The following is a 21281-nucleotide window of genomic DNA, read 5'->3' on the forward strand; positions in this document are numbered from 1 at the left end:
CCAGGCCCACAAGAGAGGATGCCGGAATGACTGATCTGACCCGTGCCGACTGGGAACAGCGCGCCAAGACCCTGAACATCGAAACCCGTGCCTTCGTGCATGGGCAGTACCGTACCGCCGAGTCCGGCGCCACCTTCGAGTGCATCAGCCCGGTCGACGGCCGCGTGCTTGGCCTGGTGGCGAGCTGCGACCAGGCCGACGCCGAGCTGGCGGTCAAGGACGCCCGCGCCACCTTCGACTCTGGCGTGTGGTCGCGCCTGGCGCCGGTCAAGCGCAAGCAGGTGATGATTCGCTTCGCCGATCTGCTCGAGGCTCACGCCGAAGAGCTGGCCCTGCTGGAAACCCTCGACATGGGCAAGCCCATCGGTGACTCGTTGGGCATCGACGTGCCGGCCGCCGCCCGCGCCATCCGCTGGAGCGGCGAGGCCATCGACAAGATCTACGACGAAGTGGCCGCCACCCCGCACGATGAGCTGGGCCTGGTCACCCGCGAGCCGGTGGGCGTGGTCGCCGCCATCGTGCCGTGGAACTTCCCGCTGCTGATGACCTGCTGGAAGCTCGGCCCGGCGCTGTCCACTGGCAACTCGGTGATCCTCAAACCTTCCGAGAAGTCGCCGCTGACCGGCATCCGCATCGCCCAACTGGCCATCGAGGCTGGCATTCCGGCTGGTGTGTTCAACGTGCTGCCGGGCTTCGGCCACACCGTGGGCAAGGCCCTGGCCCTGCACATGGACGTCGACACCCTGGTGTTCACCGGCTCGACCAAGATCGCCAAGCAATTGATGATCTACGCCGGCGAGTCGAACATGAAGCGTGTGTGGCTGGAGGCCGGCGGCAAGAGCCCGAACATCGTCTTTGCTGACGCCCCGGATCTGCAGGCCGCTGCCGCTGCCGCCGCCAGCGCCATCGCCTTCAACCAGGGCGAGGTGTGCACCGCCGGCTCGCGCCTGCTGGTGGAAAACTCCATCAAGGACAAGTTCGTGCCCATGGTGGTCGAGGCCATCAAGGCCTGGAAACCGGGCCATCCGCTGGACCCGGCGACCAATGTCGGCGCGTTGGTCGACACCACGCAGATGAACAACGTGCTGAGCTACATCCAGGCCGGCCATGAAGACGGCGCCAAGCTGGTGGCCGGTGGTAATCGCGTGCTGGAGGAGACCGGCGGCACCTATGTCGAGCCGACCGTCTTCGACGGCGTGAACAACGCCATGCGCATCGCCAAGGAAGAGATCTTCGGCCCAGTGCTGTCGGTGATCGGTTTCGCTGACGAGGCCGAAGCCGTGGCCATCGCCAACGATACCGTCTATGGCCTGGCGGCAGGCATCTGGACCAGCAACCTGTCCCGTGCCCACCGCGTCGGTCGCGCCGTGCGTGCCGGCAGCGTGTGGATCAACCAGTACGACGGCGGTGACATGACCGCGCCATTCGGCGGCTTCAAGCAGTCCGGCAATGGCCGCGACAAGTCGCTGCATGCCTTCGACAAGTACACCGAGATCAAGGCCACCTGGATCAAGCTCTGAGAAGCAGCCGCAAGCTGCAAGCCATAAGCTGCAAGTGAAAGCGGCTGGGCTTCCTGGGGAAGTCCAGCCGTTTTGCATTCCCGCCACGACAAAGAAGGAATCTGGCCATGCGTTGGGGCACTTATTTCGCCGTCTGCGCGGCGGTCATCAGCATCGGCCTGGCGCTGGGCGTGACCATGCCGCTGGTGTCGTTGCGCCTGGAGAGCTGGGGCTACGATTCCTTCGCCATCGGTGTGATGGCGGCCACGCCGGCCGTGGGCGTGCTGCTTGGCGCCTCGCTGGCCGGGCGTCTGGCGGCGCGCTTCGGCACCACCTTGCTGATGCAACTGTGCCTGCTGCTCGGCGCGCTGTCGGTGGCCGGGCTGGCGCTGGTGCAGAACTATGCCGTGTGGGTTGCCTTGCGCCTGTTCATCGGTGTGGCGCTTACCGTGGTGTTCGTGCTCGGTGAGAGCTGGATCAACCAGCTTGCCGTGGAGAAGTGGCGCGGGCGTCTGGTGGCGCTGTATGGCACCGGCTATGCGCTGAGCCAGCTCAGCGGCCCCTTGTTGCTCACCGCCTTGGGCACGGACAGCGACCGGGGCTTCTGGACGGGCGTGTGGCTACTGATCGGCGGTTCGCTGATCCTCCTTGGCCGCAGCGGCGCCCCCAGCGTCGATGCGCACAGCGCCTCGGGCCGGGGCCTGCCGGTGTTCTGCCGCAAGCTGCCGGCGATTGCCTGGGCGGTGATGCTGTTCGCCGCCTTCGAGGCGATGATGCTGACCCTGCTGCCGATCTACGGCTTGCGCCAGGGCTTCACCCAGGAGGTGGCGCTGCTGATGGTCAGCGTGGTGGTGATCGGCGATGCCGTACTGCAACTGCCCATCGGCTGGCTGGCCGACCGCATGTCGCGACGTACCCTGTTCCGTGGCTGTGGTCTGGTGCTGCTGCTGTCCAGCCTGGCGATTCCGCTGCTCTTGCACACGCCACTGATCTGGCCGGTGTTCGTCGCCTTCGGTGCCAGTGCCGGCGGCCTGTTCACCCTGTCGCTGATCCTGATTGGCGAGCGCTACCGCGATGACGAGCTGGTGCGCGCCAATGCCCATGTCGCCCAGCTCTGGGGCTTGGGCTGTCTGATCGGGCCGCTGCTCACCGGCGCGGTGAGCCAGTGGCTGAGCGGCCATGCCCTGCCGCTGATGATGGCCGCTGGCGCCCTGGTATTCATCGTGCTGGCCAGCCAGCGCAGTGCCTTTGCCGAATTCGACGGGGCGTCTGCTGCGCGTTCCTGATTCAGCGCCACTGGCTTAGCAGGCTGTTGAAAAACTACCTGCGTTGCCATTGCTGCGTTAAAAACAGGCTCAAAATGCTCATTTACAACTCGTAAACTCCGCTTTTTCACCTGTTTTTGCCTTGCACTGGCTGCCTCGCCTACGTTTTTCAACGGCCTGTTAGCGCTTGTGACTGCTCCAGCTCGCTGTCTTCGAGCAGTTCGGCGATGGTCGCGCCGATCTGCCGCACGGCGGCTTCGAGTGCCGCGCTGGGCGGCTCGGCGTAGTTCAGGCGGATGCAGTTGCGGTACTTGCCCGCCGCCGAGAAGATGCTGCCCGGTGCCACCTGAATCCTGTGTGGCAGCAGGGCGCGATTGAGCTTCTGGCTGTCGAAGCCCTGGGGCATCTCCACCCAGAGCATGAAACTGCCCTGTGGCTGGCTGACTCGCGTGCCTGGCGGGAAGTAACGGCTGACCCAGTCCACCATCAGATCACGGCCACGCAGATACTGGGCGCGCATGCGCCGCAGGTGCGGTTCGTAATGGCCATCGGCGAGGTAGTCGGCCAGCGCCAGTTGCGGCAGTTGCGCGGTGCTGCCAGTGCCCAGGTACTTCATGTGCACCACCTGCTCCAGATAGCGCCCCGGTGCTATCCAGCCCACGCGCAGACCGGGGGCCAGGGTCTTGGAGAAGGAGCTGCAGAACAGCACGCGGCCGTCTTCGTCATAGGACTTGATGCTGCGCGGGCGCGGGTAGCTGTAGGCCAGGTCGGCGTAGACGTCGTCCTCGATGATGGCCACGTCGAAGCGCTGCGCCAGCGCCAGCAGGGCGCGCTTGTTGGCCTCGGGCATGATGTAGCCGAGCGGGTTGTTGCAGGTCGGCGTGAGCTGGATGGCCTTGATCGGCCATTGCTCCAGGGCCATCTCCAGGGCGTCGAGGTTGATCCCGGTGAGCGGGTCGGTGGGCAACTCCAGGGCCTTCATGCCGAAGCCCTTGAGCGCCTGCATCACGCCATGGAAGCTGGGCGAGTCCACCGCGACTATGTCCCCTGGTTGGCAGATGGCGCGGATCGCCGCCGACAGCGCTTCATGGCAGCCGGTGGTGATGACCAGGTCTTCGGCGGCCAGGCGGCAGCCGGAGTCGAGCATCAGCCGGGCGATCTGCTGGCGCAGGCGAAGCTCGCCGCGTATGTCGCCATAGGTGAGCACCTCTGGCTCCTGGCGCCGCGCCTGGCGCGAGAGATTGCGCAGCAGCGGCTTGAGGGTGGCACCGCTGATGTCCGGACGGCCCCGGCCTAGCTGTAGAACGTGCGGCTGGGCGGTGCTGCTGATCAGCTCCAGCACGTGATCCCACTGCGAGACTTCCACCGGCCTTTGCGCCGGCCGGCTGATCTGCGGCAGCGCTGGTGCCTGGCGCGGCGCGCAGACGAAGTAGCCCGACTTGGGGCGCGGCGTGGCCAGGCCCTGGTCTTCCAGCAGGCGGTAGGCCTGCTGCACCGTGCTCAGGCTGACGCCGTGCTCCTGGCTCAGGTTGCGCACCGAGGGCAGACGATCACCCGGCCGGTAAAGCCCCTGCTTGATGCGTATGCCGATCTCTTCGGCCAGGTTCAGGTACAGCGTCATGGCAACCTCGTCCGCCAAACCAGTACAGATTGGCCGTTATTCCGCCATGCAGATGGAATTGGAGCCGTTCTGTATGGAGTTAATAGAGGTTTTTTGAATCTGTCATGGTTTTTCTGCCCGGTGCATGCTGGTTTCCCATGAACGCACCAGGAGGATGGAGCCATGCGTGTGATCGACGAGGTAGCCAGAGGAGCGGGCAGCATCGGCCTGCGTGAGGCGCCAGCCCAGCCTGAGCAGGGGTGGAGTTGGACGAACGTCTGGCGCCGTTTCCACACCAGCCGTGAGCTGCGCCACCTGAGCGACGAGGCCCTGGCCGACATCGGTCTGACCCGCGCCGAAGCCAATCGCGAAGCGTACTTGCCGCTGTGGAAGATGTTGGGGCATTGACATCGTAGGGTGGGTTAGCAGCGCCGTGCACCGCTCTGACAGCCACGGCCAGGTTCGTGCGCTGCGTAACCCACCAGGCGGCCTATCAGGCGCTTGCCAAACCTCGCTTACAGCACTTCCTTCAACCGATGCCAGAGCATGCCCAGCGCCAGCAAGGGCGAGCGCAGGTAGCGGCCGCCGGGGAAGGTCATGTGCGGCACCTTGGCGAACAGCTCGAAACCGCCGCCAACCTGGCCGGCGATGGCCTCGCCGAGCAACTTGCCGGCCAGGTGCGTGGCGTTCACGCCATGGCCGGAATAGGCCTGAGCGTAGAACACGTTGGGCTGATCCTTGAGCCTGCCGATCTGCGGCAGGCGGTTGGCACCAATGCCGATCATGCCGCCCCACTGGTAGTCGATGCGCACGTTGGCCAGTTGCGGGAACACCTTGAGCATCTTCGGCCGCATGTAGCCGGCGATATCCGCCGGGTCGCGCCCGGAGTAGTGGCAGGCGCCGCCGAACAGCAGGCGGCGGTCGGCGGAGAGGCGGTAGTAATCCACCGTCACGCGCTGGTCGCACAGCGCCATGTTCTGCGGGATCAGTCGCCGCGCCTGCTCTTCGGGCAGCGGCTCGGTGGCGATGATGTAGCTGCCGGCGGGCAGCACCTTGCCGCTCAGCTGCGAGTTCAGGCCATTGAGGTAGGCATTGCAGGCCAGCACCAGGGTGCTGGCGCGCACCTGGCCGTTGGCGGTGTGCACGCGCACTTCGTTGCCGTAGTCGATGCGGGTGACGGCCGAATCCTCGAACAGTTGCACGCCCAGCGACTGCGCCGCCGCCGCTTCGCCGAGCGCCAGATTGAGCGGGTGCAGGTGGCCGGAGCCCGTATCGATCATGGCGCCGTGGTAGTTGTCCGAGCCGACCACCTCGTGCACGCGCTCCTTGGGGATCAGGCGCAGTTCGTGGCGGTAGCCGAGGCTTTCCAGCTCGGCCTTGTCGGCGGCGAAGTCATCGAGGTGGGCGGGCTTGTTGGCCAGGTCGCAGTAGCCCCAGGTCAGATCGCAGTCGATCTGGAACTGTGCCACTCGCTCGCGCACGATCTCCACCGCTTCCAGGCCCATCAGCTTGAACTGGCGCACGCCTTCTGTGCCGACCACCGACTCGAACTGCTCGACGCCATGGCCGACGCCGCGGATCAGTTGCCCGCCGTTGCGCCCGCTGGCGCCCCAGCCGATCTTGTGGGCCTCCAGCAGAGCCACGCTGAAACCCTTCTGCGCCAGTTCGATGGCCGTGTTCAGGCCGCTGAAGCCGCCACCGACCACGCACACGTCCACCTTCACCTCGCCTTGCAGCGGCGGGTAGGCCAACTGGCGATTGACGCTGGCGGCATAGTAGGACGCGGCATGCTGAGGCTGGTGAACGCGGGCGTTCATGTGCGAAATCCTGAATGGTTGTGTGGAAAATTCAACGCAGAATAAGCGCGGTAGCGGCAGTGCGCCAAGAGGTTAGTGGAAAATGCCTGTGGTTTCGTCCGTCGCCGCGCAGACAGGGTTCGGCAATGAGCGGCCCCGGATTGCATCCGGGCTACGCTAGACTGTCGGTTCCGTTTCAGGATCACCGAACATGAGCTGCACCGACCGCAAGATCGACCACCTGCGCCGGCAGATTCCGCGCTTCGACTGCGTGCCAGGCTGCCATGACTGCTGTGGGCCGGTCACGGCTTCGTCCGAGGAGCTGGCGCGCCTGCCGGTCAAGAGCGATGCCGAACACGACGCGGCGCTGGCCGAGTACAACTGCGTGCACCTGGGGCCGAACGGCTGCGAGGTGTATGACCAGCGCCCGCTGATCTGCCGCCTGTTTGGCACCACGCCGAACCTGCCGTGCCCGCATGGACGTGGGCCGGAGCAGCCCATCGAGCCGGCGGTGGAGCGCCAGGTGCACCGCCTGATCGCCACCACCCGGCAGCGCTTGGTGTAAACCCCCTACGGGGCTAGCCACTTTTCAACTTGAGGCTTGTCGCTTGCAGCTTGCCGCTGCTTCACTCCGGCACGGGCAAGGCCAGGCTCTCCTTCACCTCTTCCATGACGATATAACTCTTCGACTCGCGCACGTGCGGCAGCTTGAGCAGGATGTCGCCGAGCAGCTTGCGGTAGCTGGCCATCTCGTTGATGCGCGCTTTCACCAGGTAATCGAAGTCGCCGGACACCAGATGGCATTCCAGCACGTGCGGTAGCTTGAGCACGGCGCGGCGGAATTCCTCGAAGGTGTCGCCGGACTTGTAGTCCAGGCTGATCTCGACGAACACCAGCAGGCTGGCCTTGAGGTGCTGCGGGTTGAGACGGGCGTGGTAGCCCATGATGATCCCTTCGCGCTCCAGGCGGCGTACGCGCTCGGTGCAGGGCGTGGTCGACAGGCCCACGCGCTCGCCCAGTTCGGTGAAGCTGATGCGCCCGTCCTCCTGCAGAATGCGCAGGATATTGCGGTCGATCTTGTCCAGTTCACGACGGCTTTGATGCTGGGTTCTCATGGGGAATCCGCCTCTGTAAAACGGCTTTTTGCCGAGAATTCTCGCCAAATATAGCTGTGTATATGGTGAAAAGCACTGCACGGCTCTTCCTATACTGCGCCCATCGACAACAATGGCCTGTAACGTACGCGCCTTGGGCGCGGCGGGGAGAAAAACATGCGTGTTCTGGTTCTCGGCAGCGGTGTGATTGGTACCGCCAGTGCTTACTACCTGGCCCGCCAGGGCTTCGAGGTGGTGGTGGTCGACCGCCAGGATGGCCCGGCCTTGGAAACCAGCTTTGCCAACGCCGGCCAGGTCTCCCCCGGCTACGCTTCGCCCTGGGCCGCCCCGGGCGTGCCGCTGAAGGCCATCAAGTGGCTGCTGCAGAAGCACGCGCCGCTGGCGATCAAGGCCACCGGTGACGTCGACCAGTACCTGTGGATGGCGCAGATGCTGCGCAACTGCACCGCCAGCCGCTATGCGATCAACAAGGAGCGCATGGTGCGTCTGTCCGAGTACAGCCGCGATTGCCTCGACGAGCTGCGCGCCGAGACCGGCATCGCTTACGAAGGCCGCCAGCTCGGTACCACCCAACTGTTCCGCACCCAGGCCCAGGTCGATGCCGCTGCCAAGGACATCGCCGTGCTGGAAGCCTCCGGCGTGCCCTTCGAGCTGCTCGACCGTGACGCCATCGCCCGCGTCGAACCGGCGCTGGCTGGCGTCAAACACAAGCTGGCCGGTGCCCTGCGCCTGCCCAACGATCAGACCGGCGACTGCCAGATGTTCACCACCAAGCTGGCGGACATGGCCAAGGCGCTCGGCGTCGAGTTCCGTTTCGGCCAGAACATCCAGCGCCTGGACGCCGTGGGCGAGCGCATCAACGGCGTGTGGATCGACGGCAAGCTGGAAACCGCCGACCGCTACGTGCTCGCCCTCGGCAGCTACAGCCCGCAACTGCTCAAGCCGCTGGGCATCCGCGCCCCGGTGTACCCGCTCAAGGGCTATTCGCTGACCGTGCCCATCGTCGATGCGGACATGGCGCCCAAGTCGACCATCCTCGACGAGACCTACAAGGTGGCCATCACCCGTTTCGACAATCGCATCCGTGTGGGCGGCATGGCCGAGATCGCCGGTTTCGACCTGTCGCTCAACCCGCGTCGCCGCGAAACCCTGGAAATGATCACCGCCGACCTGTACCCGCAAGGCGGCGACCTGCAGCGCGCCGACTTCTGGACCGGCTTGCGTCCGGCCACCCCCGATGGCACCCCCATCGTCGGCGCCACCGCCTACCGCAACCTGTTCCTCAACACCGGCCACGGCACCCTGGGCTGGACCATGGCCTGCGGCTCCGGTCGCCTGCTCGCCGATCTGATGGCCAACAAGCGCCCGCAGATCAGCGCCGACGGCCTGGATATCTCGCGTTATTCGCGCAAGGCGCGTGAAGTGCACGGCGCACCGCAGCCGTTGCGTACCTGATAGCCTGCGTGCCCCTGTAATCGAAGGAGCTTTACCCCTATGTCGATCCAGCGCCTGCATGTGGAAAAGCGCTACAGCGAAGTGGTGATCCACAACGGCACCGTTTACCTCGCCGGCCAGTTGGCCGATGACTTCGGCGGCGACATCCGCGAGCAGACCCGTCAGACCCTGGCCAACATCGACAAGATGCTGGCCGAGGCCGGCAGCGACAAGAGCAAGATTCTCTCGCTGACCATCTTCCTCAAGGACATGGCCGACTACGGCGGCCTCAACGCCGAGTACGACGCCTGGGTCGCCGAGGGCAACGCACCGGCGCGCGCCTGCGTCGAGGCGCAGATGTACAAGCCCGAAGTGCTGGTGGAGATGTGTGTGGTGGCGGCTGTCTGAGGCGGCCTCGTCCGGGCTGTCGCGGGGCGACGTCGAACATCGTCACGGACAATTTTTTGCGGCCTGCCATCCCTGGCTGCCGCCCTTACGGGCCGTCGCAGAGCGACGTCAAAAATTGTTCCAGACAATTTTTTGTGTTGGCTTCTCGCCCGGTTCCCCGCCGGGCTTTTTTTATAGTCTGTAGCCCGGATGCAATCCGGGGATGGCAATTGCAAGGCCCCGGATTGCATCCGGGCTACGAAACCAGCGAAGCAGTGAGAAATAGCGAACCATGCGCCCCGCCCGTGCCCTGATCGACCTCGATGCCCTGCGTCATAACTACCGGCTGGCCCGAGAATTGAGCGGCGCTCGTGCCCTGGCCGTGGTCAAGGCCGATGCCTACGGGCACGGTGCAGTGCGCTGTGCGCAGGCGTTGGAAGCCGAGGCCGATGGCTTCGCCGTGGCCTGCATCGAAGAGGCGTTGGCGCTGCGCGAGGCTGGTATCCGCGCGCCTATCCTGCTGCTCGAAGGCTTTTTCGAGGCCGCCGAACTGGCACTGATCGACCAGCATGACCTGTGGTGCGTGGTGCATGCCCATTGGCAGATCGAGGCCATCGAACAGGCGCGCCTGAGCAGGCCGCTGACGCTCTGGCTCAAGCTGGATTCCGGCATGCATCGAGTCGGCCTGCACCCGGCCGAATACCAGAACGCCTATCGCCGCCTGCTGGCCAGCGGCAAGGTCAGCAAGATCGTGCTGATGAGCCACTTCGCCCGCGCCGACGAGCCTGAGTGCGAGCGCACGACCGAGCAACTGGCGGTGTTCCTGCAGGCGCGCGAGGGCCTGGCTGCCGAGGTCAGCCTGCGCAACTCGCCGGCCGTGCTGGGCTGGCCACAGGTGCCGAGTGACTGGGTGCGCCCCGGTATCATGCTGTATGGCGCCACGCCGTTCGAGCAGGCGCAGGAGCAGGCGGCGCGCCTGCAGCCGGTGATGACCCTGGAATCCAAGATCATCAGCGTGCGTGAACTGCCGGCCGGCGAGCCGGTCGGCTATGGCGCGCGCTTCATCGCCGAGCGGCCGACCCGCGTCGGTGTGGTCGCCATGGGCTATGCCGATGGTTATCCACGGCATGCGCCGACCGGCACCCCGGTAGCGGTGGATGGCCAGCTCAGCCGCCTGATCGGCCGTGTATCGATGGACATGCTCACCGTCGACCTCACCGACCTGCCGCAGGCCGGCCTGGGCAGCCGGGTCGAGCTATGGGGCAAGCAGGTGCTGGCCAGTGAGGTGGCCATGGCGGCGGGCAGCATTCCCTACCAGATTTTCTGCAACCTGCGCCGGGCGCCGCTGCACTATGTCGGGGGTTGAGCCCGCCTTCTGTAGGGGAGTCTGCACGCTGCTGTTGTAAATTCCGAACGCTATGCCATGATACGGACACTTTTTCCGTATCCACCTCTTGAGGGAGGGCAACCACATTGGACGTCGGCGTTCGCCTGCAATCGATTCGTAAGCTCAAAGGTCTATCCCAGCGTGAACTCGCCAAGCGTGCGGGCGTCACCAACAGCACCATCTCGATGATCGAGAAGAACAGCGTCAGCCCCTCCATCAGTTCGCTGAAGAAGGTGCTCAGTGGTATCCCCATGTCGCTGGTGGAGTTCTTCTCCCTCGATCTGGAGCAGGAGAACCAGACCCAGGTGGTCTACCGTGCGGCCGAGCTGACCGACATCTGCAGTGGCGCCATCACCATGAAGCTGATCGGCAAGGCCCATCCCAGCCGCGCCATCGCCTTCCTCGACGAAACCTACCCGGCCGGTGCCGACACTGGCGACGACATGTATGCCCACGAAGGCGAAGAAGCCGGCATGCTGGTCGAAGGCCGCCTGGAGCTGACCGTCGGCAACGAGGTGTTCGTGCTGGAGCCGGGCGACAGCTACTACTTCGAGAGCAGCAAGCCACATCGCTTTCGCAATCCCTTCGACGTGCCCGCGCGGCTGATCAGCGCCACCTCGCCGGCGAATTTTTAAAGGCAGCTACAAGCCACAAGCTTCAATCTGCAAGTAGCAGCACTGGGGCGACCCGTTTCGCTAGCGGCTTGAGACTTATGGCTGCTTTCCTGCGACAAATGTGTTGTTTCAGCCAGGCTGGCTAATCGTTATACTGTCGCCCGCTCGCGAAACCGTGGCCGCGGGCGTGACTAGCCACGAAGAGGGTGTACCGTGAATCTGATGAAGAACATGCTGGCAGCTCCGGCTGTCGTATTGGCCCTGTGGGCAGTGACTGCTCAGGCCACGACCGATGAAGCCATTGCCGAACGCCTCAAGCCGGTCGGTGAAGTGTGCGTCATGGGTGAGGAATGCAAGGGCGTGGAAACCGTCGCCGCATCTGCCGGTGGTGGTGCGCGCAGCGCCGATGACATCATCGCCAAGCACTGCAACGCCTGCCATGGCTCCGGCGTGCTGGGCGCACCGAAGATCGGTGACACCGCTGCCTGGAAAGACCGCGCCGACCACCAGGGCGGCCTCGACGGCATCCTGGCCAAGGCCATCTCCGGCATCAACGCCATGCCGCCGAAAGGCACCTGTGCCGATTGCTCGGAAGACGAGCTGCGCGCCGCGATCAAGAAGATGTCTGGCCTGTAAGCCCGACGCTTCCACGAAGAGCCGCCCCAGAGGCGGCTTTTTTCTGCGCGTCGTTCGGGCAGTGTGCGAGTTGATTGTTTAGCCAGTTGCAATCCGAAGGTTTGAAAAACCCGATTTAACGCACGTCAAACCCTGTGCGACGCTGCCAAGCCATGATCTCCCTGGCCTGCCAAGTCCATGTTCCGCTCTACCGCGCCCCGGCGCGCAGGCGTCTGTTGCAGCGGCTCAACCCGCTGCTGAGCATCATCCTCGCCTTCTGGGCCTTGTGGCACTGCCGCCACGCGCGCCCGCCGGACGCCGTCCCCGCCCGCTGAGAACCGATGGCTGCGCCATGTCCGCAGCCGCTGCTATCACCTTGTCTGCCTGTGCAACCCGTTCGCGAAGCGAGCGGGCCGTGCGGACACCGAGCGCCCCACTGGCGCAAGCGAGCGCAACATGACGACTTTCGCTGCTGTGCAGGAAGCCCAGGATTTCCTGGCCAGCAATCCCGATATCGAACTGATCGAGCTGTTCATCCTCGACGCCAATGGCGTGCCGCGCGGCAAGCTGCTGCACCGCGAGGAGCTATTGGCGCTGTACCAGAGCGGCCGGCCGCTGCCGAGCACCATGCTCGGCCTGAGCATCCAGGGTGAGGATGTCGAGGACACTGGCCTGGTCTGGGAGGTGGGCGACATCGACTGCCGCGCCTACCCGCTGCCCGGCAGCCTGGTGCGCCTGCCCTGGCGGCAGATGCCCACCGCCGCCGTGCAGGTGTCCATGCACCCGAGCGAAGGCCTGCCGGCCACCCCGGCCGATCCTCGCCAGTTGCTGATCCGGGTGATCGAGCAGCTCGAAGACGATGGTTACTACCCAGTGATGGCCTGCGAGCTGGAGTTCTACCTGCTCGACCAGAAGCGCGATGCCCAGGGCCGCCCGCAGCCGGCGCTGGATGCCGACGGCGGCCGCCCACGGCAGACCCAGGTCTACGGCCTGCGTGAGCTGGAGCAGATCGAACCCTTCCTGCGCGATCTCTATGCCGCCTGCAAGGCGCAGGGCATTCCGGCGCGCACGGCGATTTCCGAATACGCTCCCGGCCAGGTGGAAATCACCCTGGAGCATGGCCGGGCGCTGGCGGCGATGGATCAGGCGGTGCGCTACAAGCGCCTGGTCAAGGGCGTGGCCCATGCCCATGGCATGCAGGCCTGCTTTATGGCCAAACCTTTCGACCACCTGGCCGGCACTGGCATGCACATGCATGTCAGCCTGGCCGATGGGCAGGGCAACAATCTGTTCGCCAGTGAAGATCCCGCCGGTACGCCGCTGCTGCGCCAGGCTGTGGGCGGCATGCTCGCCTGCCTGCTCGACTCGCTGCTGTTGTTCTGCCCCAACGCCAATTCCTACCGCCGTTTCCAGGCCAACAGCTATGCGCCGCTGGCGCCCACCTGGGGTGTGGATAACCGTACCGTCAGCCTGCGCGTGCCCGGTGGCCCGGCGAACACCCGGCATGTCGAGCACCGCATCTGCGGTGCCGATGCCAACCCCTATCTCGCTGCCGCTGCGATCCTCGCCGGCATTCACCGGGGCATTCGCGAAGGCCTCGACCCCGGCGCACCGGTGGAGGGCAATGGCTATGCCCAGGCCACGGAACATCTGCCGACCCAGTGGTCGGCGGCGATCCAGGCGCTGGAAGATTCAGGCTGGGCGCGCGAAGCCTTTGGCGCCGAGTTCCTCAAGGTTTATCTCGCGGTCAAGCGCGCCGAATACCGCCAGTTCATGGGCGAAGTCGGCGAGCAGGACTGGCGCTGGTATCTGAGTAACGCCTGACATTCGTAGGGCGCCGCGGGGCTGTCTAGGCCGTGCGCACCGACCCCATTTGTGGTGCGCACGGCGCACCCTACGGCGGCAACCGCCACAAGGATTTTGCAATGAACATGATCGAGCAACCCGTCAAACCCGCCGCCGAGCGTGCGCCGTCCTACTACGCGGCCTCGCTCAACTTCGAGAGCGACTACCCGACGCTGCAGGGCAGCGTGACCGTCGACGTGGCCATCATCGGTGGTGGTTTCACCGGTATCGCCACGGCGGTGGAGCTGGCCGAGCGTGGCCTCAAGGTGGCCGTGGTGGAAACCCACAAGGTCGGCTGGGGTGCCAGTGGGCGCAACGGCGGCCAGGTCACCGGCAGCCTCTCCGGCGACGAAGCCATGCGCAAGCAGATGCGCAACACCCTGGGCGAGGAGGTGGACGACTTCATCTGGCACCTGCGCTGGCGCGGCCACGAAATCATCAAGAACCGCGTGGCCAGGTACGGCATCGCCTGTGACCTCAAGCACGGCCACCTGCATACGGCGATGAAGCCCAGCCACATGGACGAGCTCAAGGCCTCCTTTGAGGAAGCGCTGCGTCGTGGCATGGAGGGCGAGGTGAGCCTGCTCGACGCCGCCGGGGTGCGTGCGCAACTGGGCAGCGAGCTGTACTGCGGCGCGCTGAAGAACACCCGCAACATGCACCTGCACCCGCTCAACCTGTGCCTCGGCGAAGCCAGGGCGGCCGAGAGCCTGGGCGTGCTGATCTACGAGCACTCCGAGGTGCTGGATATCGTCCATGGCCCGCGCCCAGCGGTGGTCACCACCGGCGGGCGCATCGAGGCCAAGCAGGTGCTGCTGGCCGGCGACGTCTATCACAAGCTGGAGCGGCGCAAACTCAAGGGCCTGATCTTCCCGGCCATGGGCGGTATCGTCACCACCGCGCCGCTGGGCGCCGAACTGATCGAGGCAATCAACCCCTTCGATCTGGCGGTCTACGACTGCCGCTTCGTGCTCGATTACTACCGCCTTACCGGCGACGGCCGCCTGCTGTTCGGCGGTGGCGCCAACTACTCTGGGCGTGATTCACGGGACATCGCCGGCGAGCTGCGCCCGTGCATCGAGTGCACCTTCCCGCAGCTCAAGGGCGTGCCGATCGACTTCCAGTGGAGCTGCGCCATGGGCATCGTGATGAACCGCATCCCGCAACTGGGCAAGCTGTCGAGCAACGTCTGGTACTGCCAGGGCTACTCCGGCCACGGCGTGGCGACCAGCCATATCATGGGCGAGATCATGGCCAAGGCGATCACTGGCGATCTGGAGCAGTTCGACACCTTTGCCGCCTGCAAGCACATCAAGGTGCCGCTGGGCGACCAGCTCGGCAACCCGATGCTGGCGGCGGGCATGTGGTACTACCAGATGCTGGAGAAGCTGCGCTGAGAAGGGGCGTAGCCTGGGGCGAGCGCAGCGATACCCGGAGCAGCGTGACGGGTATCGCGTGACTCTCCCCATCCTGCGGGTGTGACCTCACTTGTGCGCTTTCGCGCCGCAAGGGCCATTCTATGCGGAGGGTCACCATGCAACCATGACGCTGACGATGCAGTCCAAGCCGCAATTGCCAGGGATGTCCTGAGGAGCGCCAGATGCCGTACACCTGTACCCTCGAGCAAGCCGTCGACTGCGTACTGAGCGAAATCGACGGGCCCATCCACCTCGGCTTGCCGCTGGGGCTGGGCAAGCCCAATCGCTGGGTCAACGCGCTCTATGCGCGGGTGCGGCAGATGCCCGAGCGGCAACTGACCATCTATACGGCGCTGTGCCTGGCGCGTCCGCGCGCTGGTCAGGAGCTGCAGCAACGCTTTCTCGAGCCCTTCGTCGAGCGGGTCTTCGGTGATTACCCCGAGCTGAATTTTCTCGCCGATCTGCACGGCGACAAGCTGCCGGCCAATGTCAGGGTCGAGCAGTTCTTCTTCCAGCCGGGCAGCCTGCTGGAGTGCGAGCCGGCGCAGCAGGATTACATCAGCAGCAACTACAGCCACGTCGCCCGTGACCTGAATGCCAAGGGGTTGAACGTGGTGGCCCAGCTCGTTGCTGCCGATGCTGGGCAGCCCGAGCACTTCAGCCTGAGCTGCAACCCGGACGTGAGCCTCGACCTGCTGCCCCTGCTGGAACGCCGTCGCGCCGCCGGCGAAACCATCCTCAGCGTGGCCCAGATCCACAGTGACCTGCCGTACATGGCGGGCGATGCCGAGGTGCCGCGCGAGACGTTCGACATTCACATAGTCGAGGACGAGCGCACCACGCTGTTCTCCACACCGAACATGCCGGTGTCGCTGCAGGATCATTGCATCGGCCTGCTGGCCAGCACCCTGGTGCGCGATGGCGGCACCCTGCAAATCGGCATTGGTTCGATGGGGGATGCCCTGGCGGCGGCGTTGATGGCGCGGCAGCAGGACAACAGCGGCTATCGCGCCCTGTTACAGGATCTTGGTGCGGAACACTGGGCGCAGGCGATCACCGCCAATGGCGGCCTGCAACCCCTCGACCAGGGCCTGTACGGCTGCAGCGAAATGTTCGTCAACGGCCTGCTGGCCCTGGCCGAGGCCGGTCTGGTGCGGCGCCAGGTCTACGCGGATCTGCGCCTGCAACGTCTGGCCGACAGCGGTGCGCTGGACGAGCAGGGCCGCCTGCGCAGTGTGCAGGCCTTGCTCGATATCGGGCTGCCGGCGCAACTGAGGGCGGACGACCTGCACTGGTTGCGCGGCAGCGGCCTGCTGCAAGGCGATGTGCAGTGGCAGGACGGCTACCTGCACTGGCCAGATGGCAGCCGCGTGGCGGCGGATTTGCGCGACCCGCAGACGCAGGCGCGCCTGCAAGCCTGCCTCGGCAGCGCCGGCGCCGGGGTGGTGTTACATGGTGGTTTCTTCCTCGGCCCGGCAAGCTTCTATCAGCGCTTGCGTGAGCTTGATGACGCCGAGCGCCAACGCTTCGCCATGACCGGCATCCGCTACATCAACGAGCTGTACGGCGAGGAGGCGCTCAAGCGCCTGCAGCGTCGCGATGCCCGCTTCATCAACACCGTGTTCACCATGACCCTGCTCGGTGCCGGCGTGGCCGACCAGTTGGAGGACGGCCGGGTGCTCAGCGGTGTCGGTGGGCAGTACAACTTCGTTGCCCAGGCCCACGCGCTGGAGGATGCGCGCTCGATCCTGCTGCTGCGCAGTTGGCGCGAGTCAGGCGGTGAGCTCAGCTCCAACATCGTCTGGGAGTATGGCCACGCCACCATTCCCCGACACCTGCGCGACATGGTGGTGACCGAGTATGGCATCGCCGACCTGCGCGGCAAGACCGATGCCCAGGTGATCGAGGCACTGCTGAACATCAGCGACTCGCGCTTCCAGCCGCAGTTGATCGAGCAGGCCAAACAGGCCGGCAAGCTGCCTGAGGATTTTTGCCTGGACGAGCGCTTCACCCACAACCTGCCCGAGCGTCTGGAGCAACTGCGCGAACGGCATGGGGCATTGTTGGATGAATATCCTCTGGGCTGCGACTTCAGCCCCGTGGAGCAGGATCTGCTGCGCGCCCTCAACTGGCTCAAGAGCAAACTGCGCCTGAGCGAGGTGCTGGAGCTGGGCAAGGCCACCCTCGATGCCCCGGAGCCGGCGGCCTTCGCCGAGCATCTGCGGCGCATGAGCCTGGAGGCACCGGAAGGTGTGCGCGAGACCCTGTATCAGCGCTTGCTGTTGGCGGGTTTGCAGGCGACCAGCGGGAGCTGGGCCGGCTGACGCTGTTCCCCTGGCCCGGCATTCTGCAGGGCCGATGCAAACCGGGTGGCGGCTCGATCCCGGCATGTGTTCATATCCAGACCTGTTTCAGCACAAGGAAACCCGGATGATCACCTGCTACCTGCGCTACATCATCGACCCCTACAAGCTCAATGCATTCGAGCATTACGCCAAGTTGTGGATTCCCCTGGTGGCAAAGTTCGGCGGCACGCACCACGGTTACTTCCTGCCATCGGAGGGGGCCAACAACGTGGCCCTGGCGCTGTTCAGCTTCCCCAGCCTGGCCGACTACGAGCGCTATCGGCAGGACTCCTTCGCCGATGCCGAATGCCAGGCGGCCTTCCAGTACGCCGAGGAAACCCGCTGTGTGATCAGCTACGAGCGCAGCTTCATGCGCCCGGTGCTTGGCTGAACCGCGTTATCCCACCCGTCGCCACACGCTGGCCAGCCAGGGCTGTTGTTCGCGGGGCAGGCCGGCGGGGCGGTAGTAGTGCTCCAGCTCGACGAAACCGGCAGCGGTGAGCCGGGTGCGCCAGCGTTCGAGGTCGTGATAGCTGCCGTAGCGCGGGCCGTTCCAGCCCTCCTGGTTGTCGCCGCGCGGGTTGGAGCTGAACAGCACGCCGCCGGGTTTCAGCGCCGTGTGCAACTGGCCGAGCACGCGCGGCAGCTCCTGATCCGGCACGTGGAACAGGCTGGCATTGGCGAAAATGCCGTCGAAATGCACAGCCGGCAGCTCCAGTTCGAGAAAACTCTGCTGCCATACCTGGCAGCCGCTGTCGGCACGCGCCATGGCGACGAACTCGGCGCAGCCATCCAGACCGATGGCTTCGTGGCCGAGGCCACTGAAGGTGCGCAGGTCACGCCCCGGCCCGCAGCCGAAATCGAGGATGCGCCAGGGCGTGGCCCCCTCGATATGGCGCAGCAGCGCGGCGATGTTCTGGCTCACGTCATGGTTGCGGGTGCCCTCGCGAAAGTCCTCGGCGCTGCCCTGGTAATGGGCCAGGGTGAGGGCGCTGATCTGGGCGAGTTGCTCAGGGCTCAGGGGCATGGTGGTGTTCCGGCAAAAAGAGACATTAAACCCCTTCACTGCGCCTCAGGGTAGGCCAGGCGTAGGGTGGATCGCGCTCTATCGATCCACCACGGTTCATGAACCGTCATCTCCACGGAGATGACAGATTCCACCGCATATCGGTGCAATCTGTGCAACAGCCTGTTCGTTCGTTTGCTCCGGGCCTGGGCTTTGCCTTAGATTGCCCGGCTCACCTCGACCGGAACCCACCGGTCACGCTTCCGAGATATCTGTCGTGTCCGCTGCCCCTGCCTCCGTATACCGCCTGCCCGGCTTCCTGCCATTTCTCATCGCTCGCATCGTGGTGGTCTTCGCCGTGCAGATCCAGGCCATCGTGGTGGCCTGGCAGGTCTATGACCTGACCCGCGATCCACTGTCGCTGGCCTATGTTGGCCTGGCGCAGTTCATCCCCATGTTGCTGCTGTTGATGCCGGCCGGCGACCTGATCGACCGCTACGACCGCAAGCTAATCCTCATGCTTAGCTGGTTGGTCGAGGGCCTGTGTGCCGGGGCGCTGCTGTGGTTGTCGTTGAGTGGAGCGCCGGTCACCTGGTACTACGCAGTGCTGGTGCTCTACGGCTGCGGGCGTGCCTTCACCGGGCCGGCGCTGTCCAGTCTGCTGCCACAGATCGTGCCGCGCGAGCGGCTGGCGGCGGCCATTGCTGCCAACAGCATGATCATGCGTGGTGCGACCATCTCCGGGCCGGTGATCGGTGGTGGCCTGTATGCCATCGGTGGCGGCGGGCTGACCTACTCGGTGTGCCTGGTCTGCTTCCTCGCCGGCTGCATGCTGCTACAGCGCGTGCCGGTGCTCTATGCCGAGAAGATGCAGGCCCTGGAGTCCAGCGCCTGGGCGCGCTTCACCGCTGGCATTCACTTCATCCGCACGCGGCCGATCATCCTCGGCACCATCTCGCTGGATCTGTTCGCCGTGCTGCTCGGCGGCGTGGTGGCGTTGCTGCCGATCTACGCCCAGGAGGTGCTGGAAGTCGGCCCGACCGGCCTTGGCCTGCTGCGCAGCGCCATGGCCATCGGTGAGGTGTCCGTGGGTCTGTACCTGAGCATGAAGCCGTTCAACCGCCATGTCGGCCTGGTGATGTTCGGCGCAGTGGCGCTGTTCGGTGTGGCCAACCTGGTGTTCGCCCTGTCCAGCCTGTTCTGGCTGTCGTTCGCCGCGCTGGTGGTGGCCGGTGGCGCAGACATGGTGAGCATGTATATCCGCTCATCCTTGGTGCAGTTCTCCACGCCGGACGCCATGCGTGGCCGGGTCAATGCGGTGAACATGCTGTTTATCGGCTCTTCCAACGAACTGGGCGAATTCCGCGCTGGCACCAGCGCCGCCTGGTTCGGCGTGGTGCCGGCGGCGCTGATCGGCTGCGCCTGCACCCTGACGGTGACGGGTGGCTGGATGCTCGGTTTCAAGAGCCTGCGCAAGGTGGATCGCTTCGAGGATGCTTCGCCGGACAAACCATAGTCGCACGGGGCAGGCGGAACAAAAGCATGTAGAATCGGCGCGCAGTCGAGCCAGGTTATGTACGAATACTGCCTGCTCAGCGGTGATGCCTCTTTGCCAACGGCCTGGCCCGCCAGCCCGATTTAGCGCTCGTCAACGCGAGCGCGATGCCGGTGCGATCCTCGCCCGTCCTTGCAGGGCCGCCGCCGATTTCGCCTGACCGTCGCTCGACGAGTTTCGTATAGCTGCCGCGTGGGCGTCATGCCTCGGGCCTTGACCGTGCGATTGCGTGCATATCCAGCGAGCGCCAGGCTTGGCGTTCTTGCGACCACCAGAGAAGACCGGATGACGAGAAACATGATCGCGCACCGCCTTGGCCTGTTATTGATAATGCTTATTGCCAGTGTTCTTTCTAGTCTTTGCCAGGCTCAGCAGGTCGTTGACGTTCTGGGCCGCAGTGTGGAAATGACGCTGCCGGCCAAGCGCGTGGTGCTGGGCTTCAATTTCGAGGATTACATGGCCGTTGGTGGCGAGACGGCGTTCGATGCGGTGGTGGGTATTTCCCGTGGTGCCTGGGAGCGCAAGGTGCCGGAGAACTGGAAGCGACACGTCGCTCAGCGCCCGTCCATCGCGCAACTGGCGGATGTCGGCGAGGTGGAGACGCAGAGTTTCTCGGTCGAGAAGGTGCTGAGCCTCAATCCCGATCTGCTGTTGCTCACCGTCTGGCAATACCAGGCCCTGCCTGATGAGATCGCCCGGCTGGAGAAGGCCGGCGTCCCAGTGCTGGTCATCGATTACAACGCGCAGACGCTGGAGCGACATGTCGCCTCCACCCTGCTGCTGGGCGAAATCACCGGCCAGCAGGCCCGCGCCCGCGAACTGGCCGATCTCTACACCGCCGCCATCGAGGATATCCACAGCCGTATCGCCGCCGCCCATAAGCCCAAGCCGCGCATCTACATCGAGTTCGGCAACAAGGGGCCGGCCGAATACTCCTTCACTTACGGCAAGAACATGTGGGGCGCCATGGCTACCGCTGCCGGTGGTGACAATATCGCCGCGCCCTATGTGGAGTGGTGGGGGCCGATCAACCCCGAGCAGGTATTGGTGGCGCGCCCCGAGGTGATCATCATTTCCGGGCGTGAAGACAACACTAACCCCAGCGCTCTGAGCATGGGGCCGGGCGTCGATCCGGCGGTGGCACGCAAGCAACTGCAGGCGTTCGCCAGCCGTCCCGGCTGGGCGGAACTGCCGGCCATCCGCGAGGGTCGGTTGTATGGTGTCTACCAGGGCGCGTCGCGCAGCCTGGGTGACTTCGCCCTTATTCAGTTCATCGCCAAGCAGCTATACCCGGATCTGTTCGCTGACCTCGACCCGGTGGCCAACTACATGAACTACTTCCGCAAATACCTGCCCATCGCGCCGGAAGGCACCTATGCCATCGGCGTCAACGACTAAGC

Annotated in this window: 19 protein-coding genes; 15 read left to right on the top strand and 4 right to left on the bottom strand. The window is 65.1% G+C overall.

All coding sequences use genetic code 11. The features are described from left to right. The first annotated feature begins 26 nt into the window (after window positions 1-26). Entirely contained in the window at window positions 27-1520 is a 1494-nt protein-coding gene (locus OU800_RS01195) for an aldehyde dehydrogenase (RefSeq protein WP_268180540.1), read from the top strand. A 107-nt stretch (window positions 1521-1627) separates the two neighbouring features. Continuing rightward, the gene (locus tag OU800_RS01200; protein ID WP_268180542.1) at window positions 1628-2785 is read left to right on the top strand and encodes an MFS transporter; all 1158 of its coding nucleotides are present in this window, start codon (window positions 1628-1630) and stop codon (window positions 2783-2785) included. Window positions 2786-2933: 148 nt separating this feature from the next. Here the strand turns inward: OU800_RS01200 and OU800_RS01205 are convergent, their stop codons facing one another. Then, complete coding sequence (locus tag OU800_RS01205) at window positions 2934-4385, bottom strand: aminotransferase-like domain-containing protein (RefSeq protein WP_268180546.1); 1452 nt, start codon at window positions 4383-4385, stop codon at window positions 2934-2936. Window positions 4386-4547: 162 nt separating this feature from the next. Between OU800_RS01205 and OU800_RS01210 the strand changes: the two genes are divergently transcribed. Then, window positions 4548-4772, top strand: a complete 225-nt coding sequence (locus OU800_RS01210; protein WP_268180547.1) for a DUF1127 domain-containing protein — start codon at window positions 4548-4550, stop codon at window positions 4770-4772. A gap of 107 nt (window positions 4773-4879) precedes the next feature. Here the strand turns inward: OU800_RS01210 and OU800_RS01215 are convergent, their stop codons facing one another. Further along, the gene (locus OU800_RS01215; RefSeq protein WP_268180548.1) at window positions 4880-6181 is read right to left on the bottom strand and encodes an NAD(P)/FAD-dependent oxidoreductase; all 1302 of its coding nucleotides are present in this window, start codon (window positions 6179-6181) and stop codon (window positions 4880-4882) included. Window positions 6182-6371: 190 nt separating this feature from the next. Here OU800_RS01215 and OU800_RS01220 point away from each other — a divergent pair, with 190 nt between their 5' ends. After that, window positions 6372-6725 (top strand): YkgJ family cysteine cluster protein, encoded by a 354-nt coding sequence (locus tag OU800_RS01220; protein ID WP_074677774.1) that lies wholly within the window; start codon window positions 6372-6374, stop codon window positions 6723-6725. 61 nt (window positions 6726-6786) lie between these two features. Here OU800_RS01220 and dadR read toward each other — a convergent pair whose 3' ends face one another. Then, window positions 6787-7275: a transcriptional regulator DadR gene (dadR, locus tag OU800_RS01225; RefSeq protein WP_197857795.1), complete on the bottom strand. Its 489-nt coding sequence runs from the start codon at window positions 7273-7275 to the stop codon at window positions 6787-6789. Window positions 7276-7431: 156 nt separating this feature from the next. Between dadR and dadA the strand changes: the two genes are divergently transcribed. The 9 genes from dadA to OU800_RS01270 all read left to right on the top strand — a co-directional run bounded on the left by dadA (window position 7432) and on the right by OU800_RS01270 (window position 17711). Further along, window positions 7432-8730 (top strand): D-amino acid dehydrogenase, encoded by a 1299-nt coding sequence (gene dadA, locus OU800_RS01230; RefSeq protein ID WP_268180549.1) that lies wholly within the window; start codon window positions 7432-7434, stop codon window positions 8728-8730. 39 nt (window positions 8731-8769) lie between these two features. Then, window positions 8770-9117, top strand: a complete 348-nt coding sequence (locus OU800_RS01235) for a RidA family protein (protein ID WP_268180551.1) — start codon at window positions 8770-8772, stop codon at window positions 9115-9117. 271 nt (window positions 9118-9388) lie between these two features. Beyond that, window positions 9389-10462: an alanine racemase gene (gene alr / locus OU800_RS01240; protein ID WP_268180553.1), complete on the top strand. Its 1074-nt coding sequence runs from the start codon at window positions 9389-9391 to the stop codon at window positions 10460-10462. Between the two features lie 107 nt (window positions 10463-10569). Further along, complete coding sequence (locus OU800_RS01245; RefSeq protein WP_268180555.1) at window positions 10570-11118, top strand: cupin domain-containing protein; 549 nt, start codon at window positions 10570-10572, stop codon at window positions 11116-11118. A gap of 192 nt (window positions 11119-11310) precedes the next feature. Further along, complete coding sequence (locus tag OU800_RS01250; RefSeq protein ID WP_330221399.1) at window positions 11311-11733, top strand: c-type cytochrome; 423 nt, start codon at window positions 11311-11313, stop codon at window positions 11731-11733. 435 nt (window positions 11734-12168) lie between these two features. After that, complete coding sequence (locus OU800_RS01255; protein WP_268180557.1) at window positions 12169-13536, top strand: glutamine synthetase family protein; 1368 nt, start codon at window positions 12169-12171, stop codon at window positions 13534-13536. A 107-nt stretch (window positions 13537-13643) separates the two neighbouring features. Then, window positions 13644-14954: an NAD(P)/FAD-dependent oxidoreductase gene (locus OU800_RS01260; RefSeq protein ID WP_268184440.1), complete on the top strand. Its 1311-nt coding sequence runs from the start codon at window positions 13644-13646 to the stop codon at window positions 14952-14954. Between the two features lie 203 nt (window positions 14955-15157). Continuing rightward, the gene (locus OU800_RS01265; protein ID WP_268180559.1) at window positions 15158-17299 is read left to right on the top strand and encodes an acetyl-CoA hydrolase/transferase C-terminal domain-containing protein; all 2142 of its coding nucleotides are present in this window, start codon (window positions 15158-15160) and stop codon (window positions 17297-17299) included. A gap of 106 nt (window positions 17300-17405) precedes the next feature. Continuing rightward, window positions 17406-17711 (top strand): NIPSNAP family protein, encoded by a 306-nt coding sequence (locus tag OU800_RS01270; protein ID WP_268180560.1) that lies wholly within the window; start codon window positions 17406-17408, stop codon window positions 17709-17711. A 6-nt stretch (window positions 17712-17717) separates the two neighbouring features. On the opposite strand, the gene OU800_RS01275 is transcribed toward OU800_RS01270, so the two are convergent. Continuing rightward, entirely contained in the window at window positions 17718-18347 is a 630-nt protein-coding gene (locus OU800_RS01275) for a class I SAM-dependent methyltransferase (RefSeq protein ID WP_268180561.1), read from the bottom strand. A 256-nt stretch (window positions 18348-18603) separates the two neighbouring features. Here OU800_RS01275 and OU800_RS01280 point away from each other — a divergent pair, with 256 nt between their 5' ends. Both OU800_RS01280 and OU800_RS01285 read left to right on the top strand, forming a co-directional pair. Next, window positions 18604-19842: an MFS transporter gene (locus tag OU800_RS01280; RefSeq protein ID WP_268180563.1), complete on the top strand. Its 1239-nt coding sequence runs from the start codon at window positions 18604-18606 to the stop codon at window positions 19840-19842. Between the two features lie 444 nt (window positions 19843-20286). After that, window positions 20287-21279: an ABC transporter substrate-binding protein gene (locus tag OU800_RS01285; RefSeq protein ID WP_268180565.1), complete on the top strand. Its 993-nt coding sequence runs from the start codon at window positions 20287-20289 to the stop codon at window positions 21277-21279. The last annotated feature ends 2 nt before the right edge of the window (window positions 21280-21281 follow it).

The organism is Pseudomonas sp. GOM7, from assembly GCF_026723825.1.
Lineage (GTDB): Bacteria > Pseudomonadota > Gammaproteobacteria > Pseudomonadales > Pseudomonadaceae > Aquipseudomonas.

Bases quoted from the DNA above. Each gene is read 5' to 3' on its own strand.
- OU800_RS01270 (WP_268180560.1), top strand. From the start codon at position 17,406: ATGATCACCTGCTACCTGCGCTACATCATCGACCCCTACAAGCTCAAT.
- OU800_RS01210 (WP_268180547.1), top strand. From the start codon at position 4,548: ATGCGTGTGATCGACGAGGTAGCCAGAGGAGCGGGCAGCATCGGCCTG.
- OU800_RS01215 (WP_268180548.1), bottom strand. From the start codon at position 6,181: ATGAACGCCCGCGTTCACCAGCCTCAGCATGCCGCGTCCTACTATGCC.
- OU800_RS01205 (WP_268180546.1), bottom strand. From the start codon at position 4,385: ATGACGCTGTACCTGAACCTGGCCGAAGAGATCGGCATACGCATCAAG.
- OU800_RS01235 (WP_268180551.1), top strand. From the start codon at position 8,770: ATGTCGATCCAGCGCCTGCATGTGGAAAAGCGCTACAGCGAAGTGGTG.
- OU800_RS01260 (WP_268184440.1), top strand. From the start codon at position 13,644: ATGATCGAGCAACCCGTCAAACCCGCCGCCGAGCGTGCGCCGTCCTAC.
- OU800_RS01220 (WP_074677774.1), top strand. From the start codon at position 6,372: ATGAGCTGCACCGACCGCAAGATCGACCACCTGCGCCGGCAGATTCCG.
- OU800_RS01195 (WP_268180540.1), top strand. From the start codon at position 27: ATGACTGATCTGACCCGTGCCGACTGGGAACAGCGCGCCAAGACCCTG.
- alr (WP_268180553.1), top strand. From the start codon at position 9,389: ATGCGCCCCGCCCGTGCCCTGATCGACCTCGATGCCCTGCGTCATAAC.
- OU800_RS01265 (WP_268180559.1), top strand. From the start codon at position 15,158: ATGCCGTACACCTGTACCCTCGAGCAAGCCGTCGACTGCGTACTGAGC.
- OU800_RS01255 (WP_268180557.1), top strand. From the start codon at position 12,169: ATGACGACTTTCGCTGCTGTGCAGGAAGCCCAGGATTTCCTGGCCAGC.
- OU800_RS01285 (WP_268180565.1), top strand. From the start codon at position 20,287: ATGACGCTGCCGGCCAAGCGCGTGGTGCTGGGCTTCAATTTCGAGGAT.
- dadR (WP_197857795.1), bottom strand. From the start codon at position 7,275: ATGAGAACCCAGCATCAAAGCCGTCGTGAACTGGACAAGATCGACCGC.
- dadA (WP_268180549.1), top strand. From the start codon at position 7,432: ATGCGTGTTCTGGTTCTCGGCAGCGGTGTGATTGGTACCGCCAGTGCT.
- OU800_RS01275 (WP_268180561.1), bottom strand. From the start codon at position 18,347: ATGCCCCTGAGCCCTGAGCAACTCGCCCAGATCAGCGCCCTCACCCTG.
- OU800_RS01200 (WP_268180542.1), top strand. From the start codon at position 1,628: ATGCGTTGGGGCACTTATTTCGCCGTCTGCGCGGCGGTCATCAGCATC.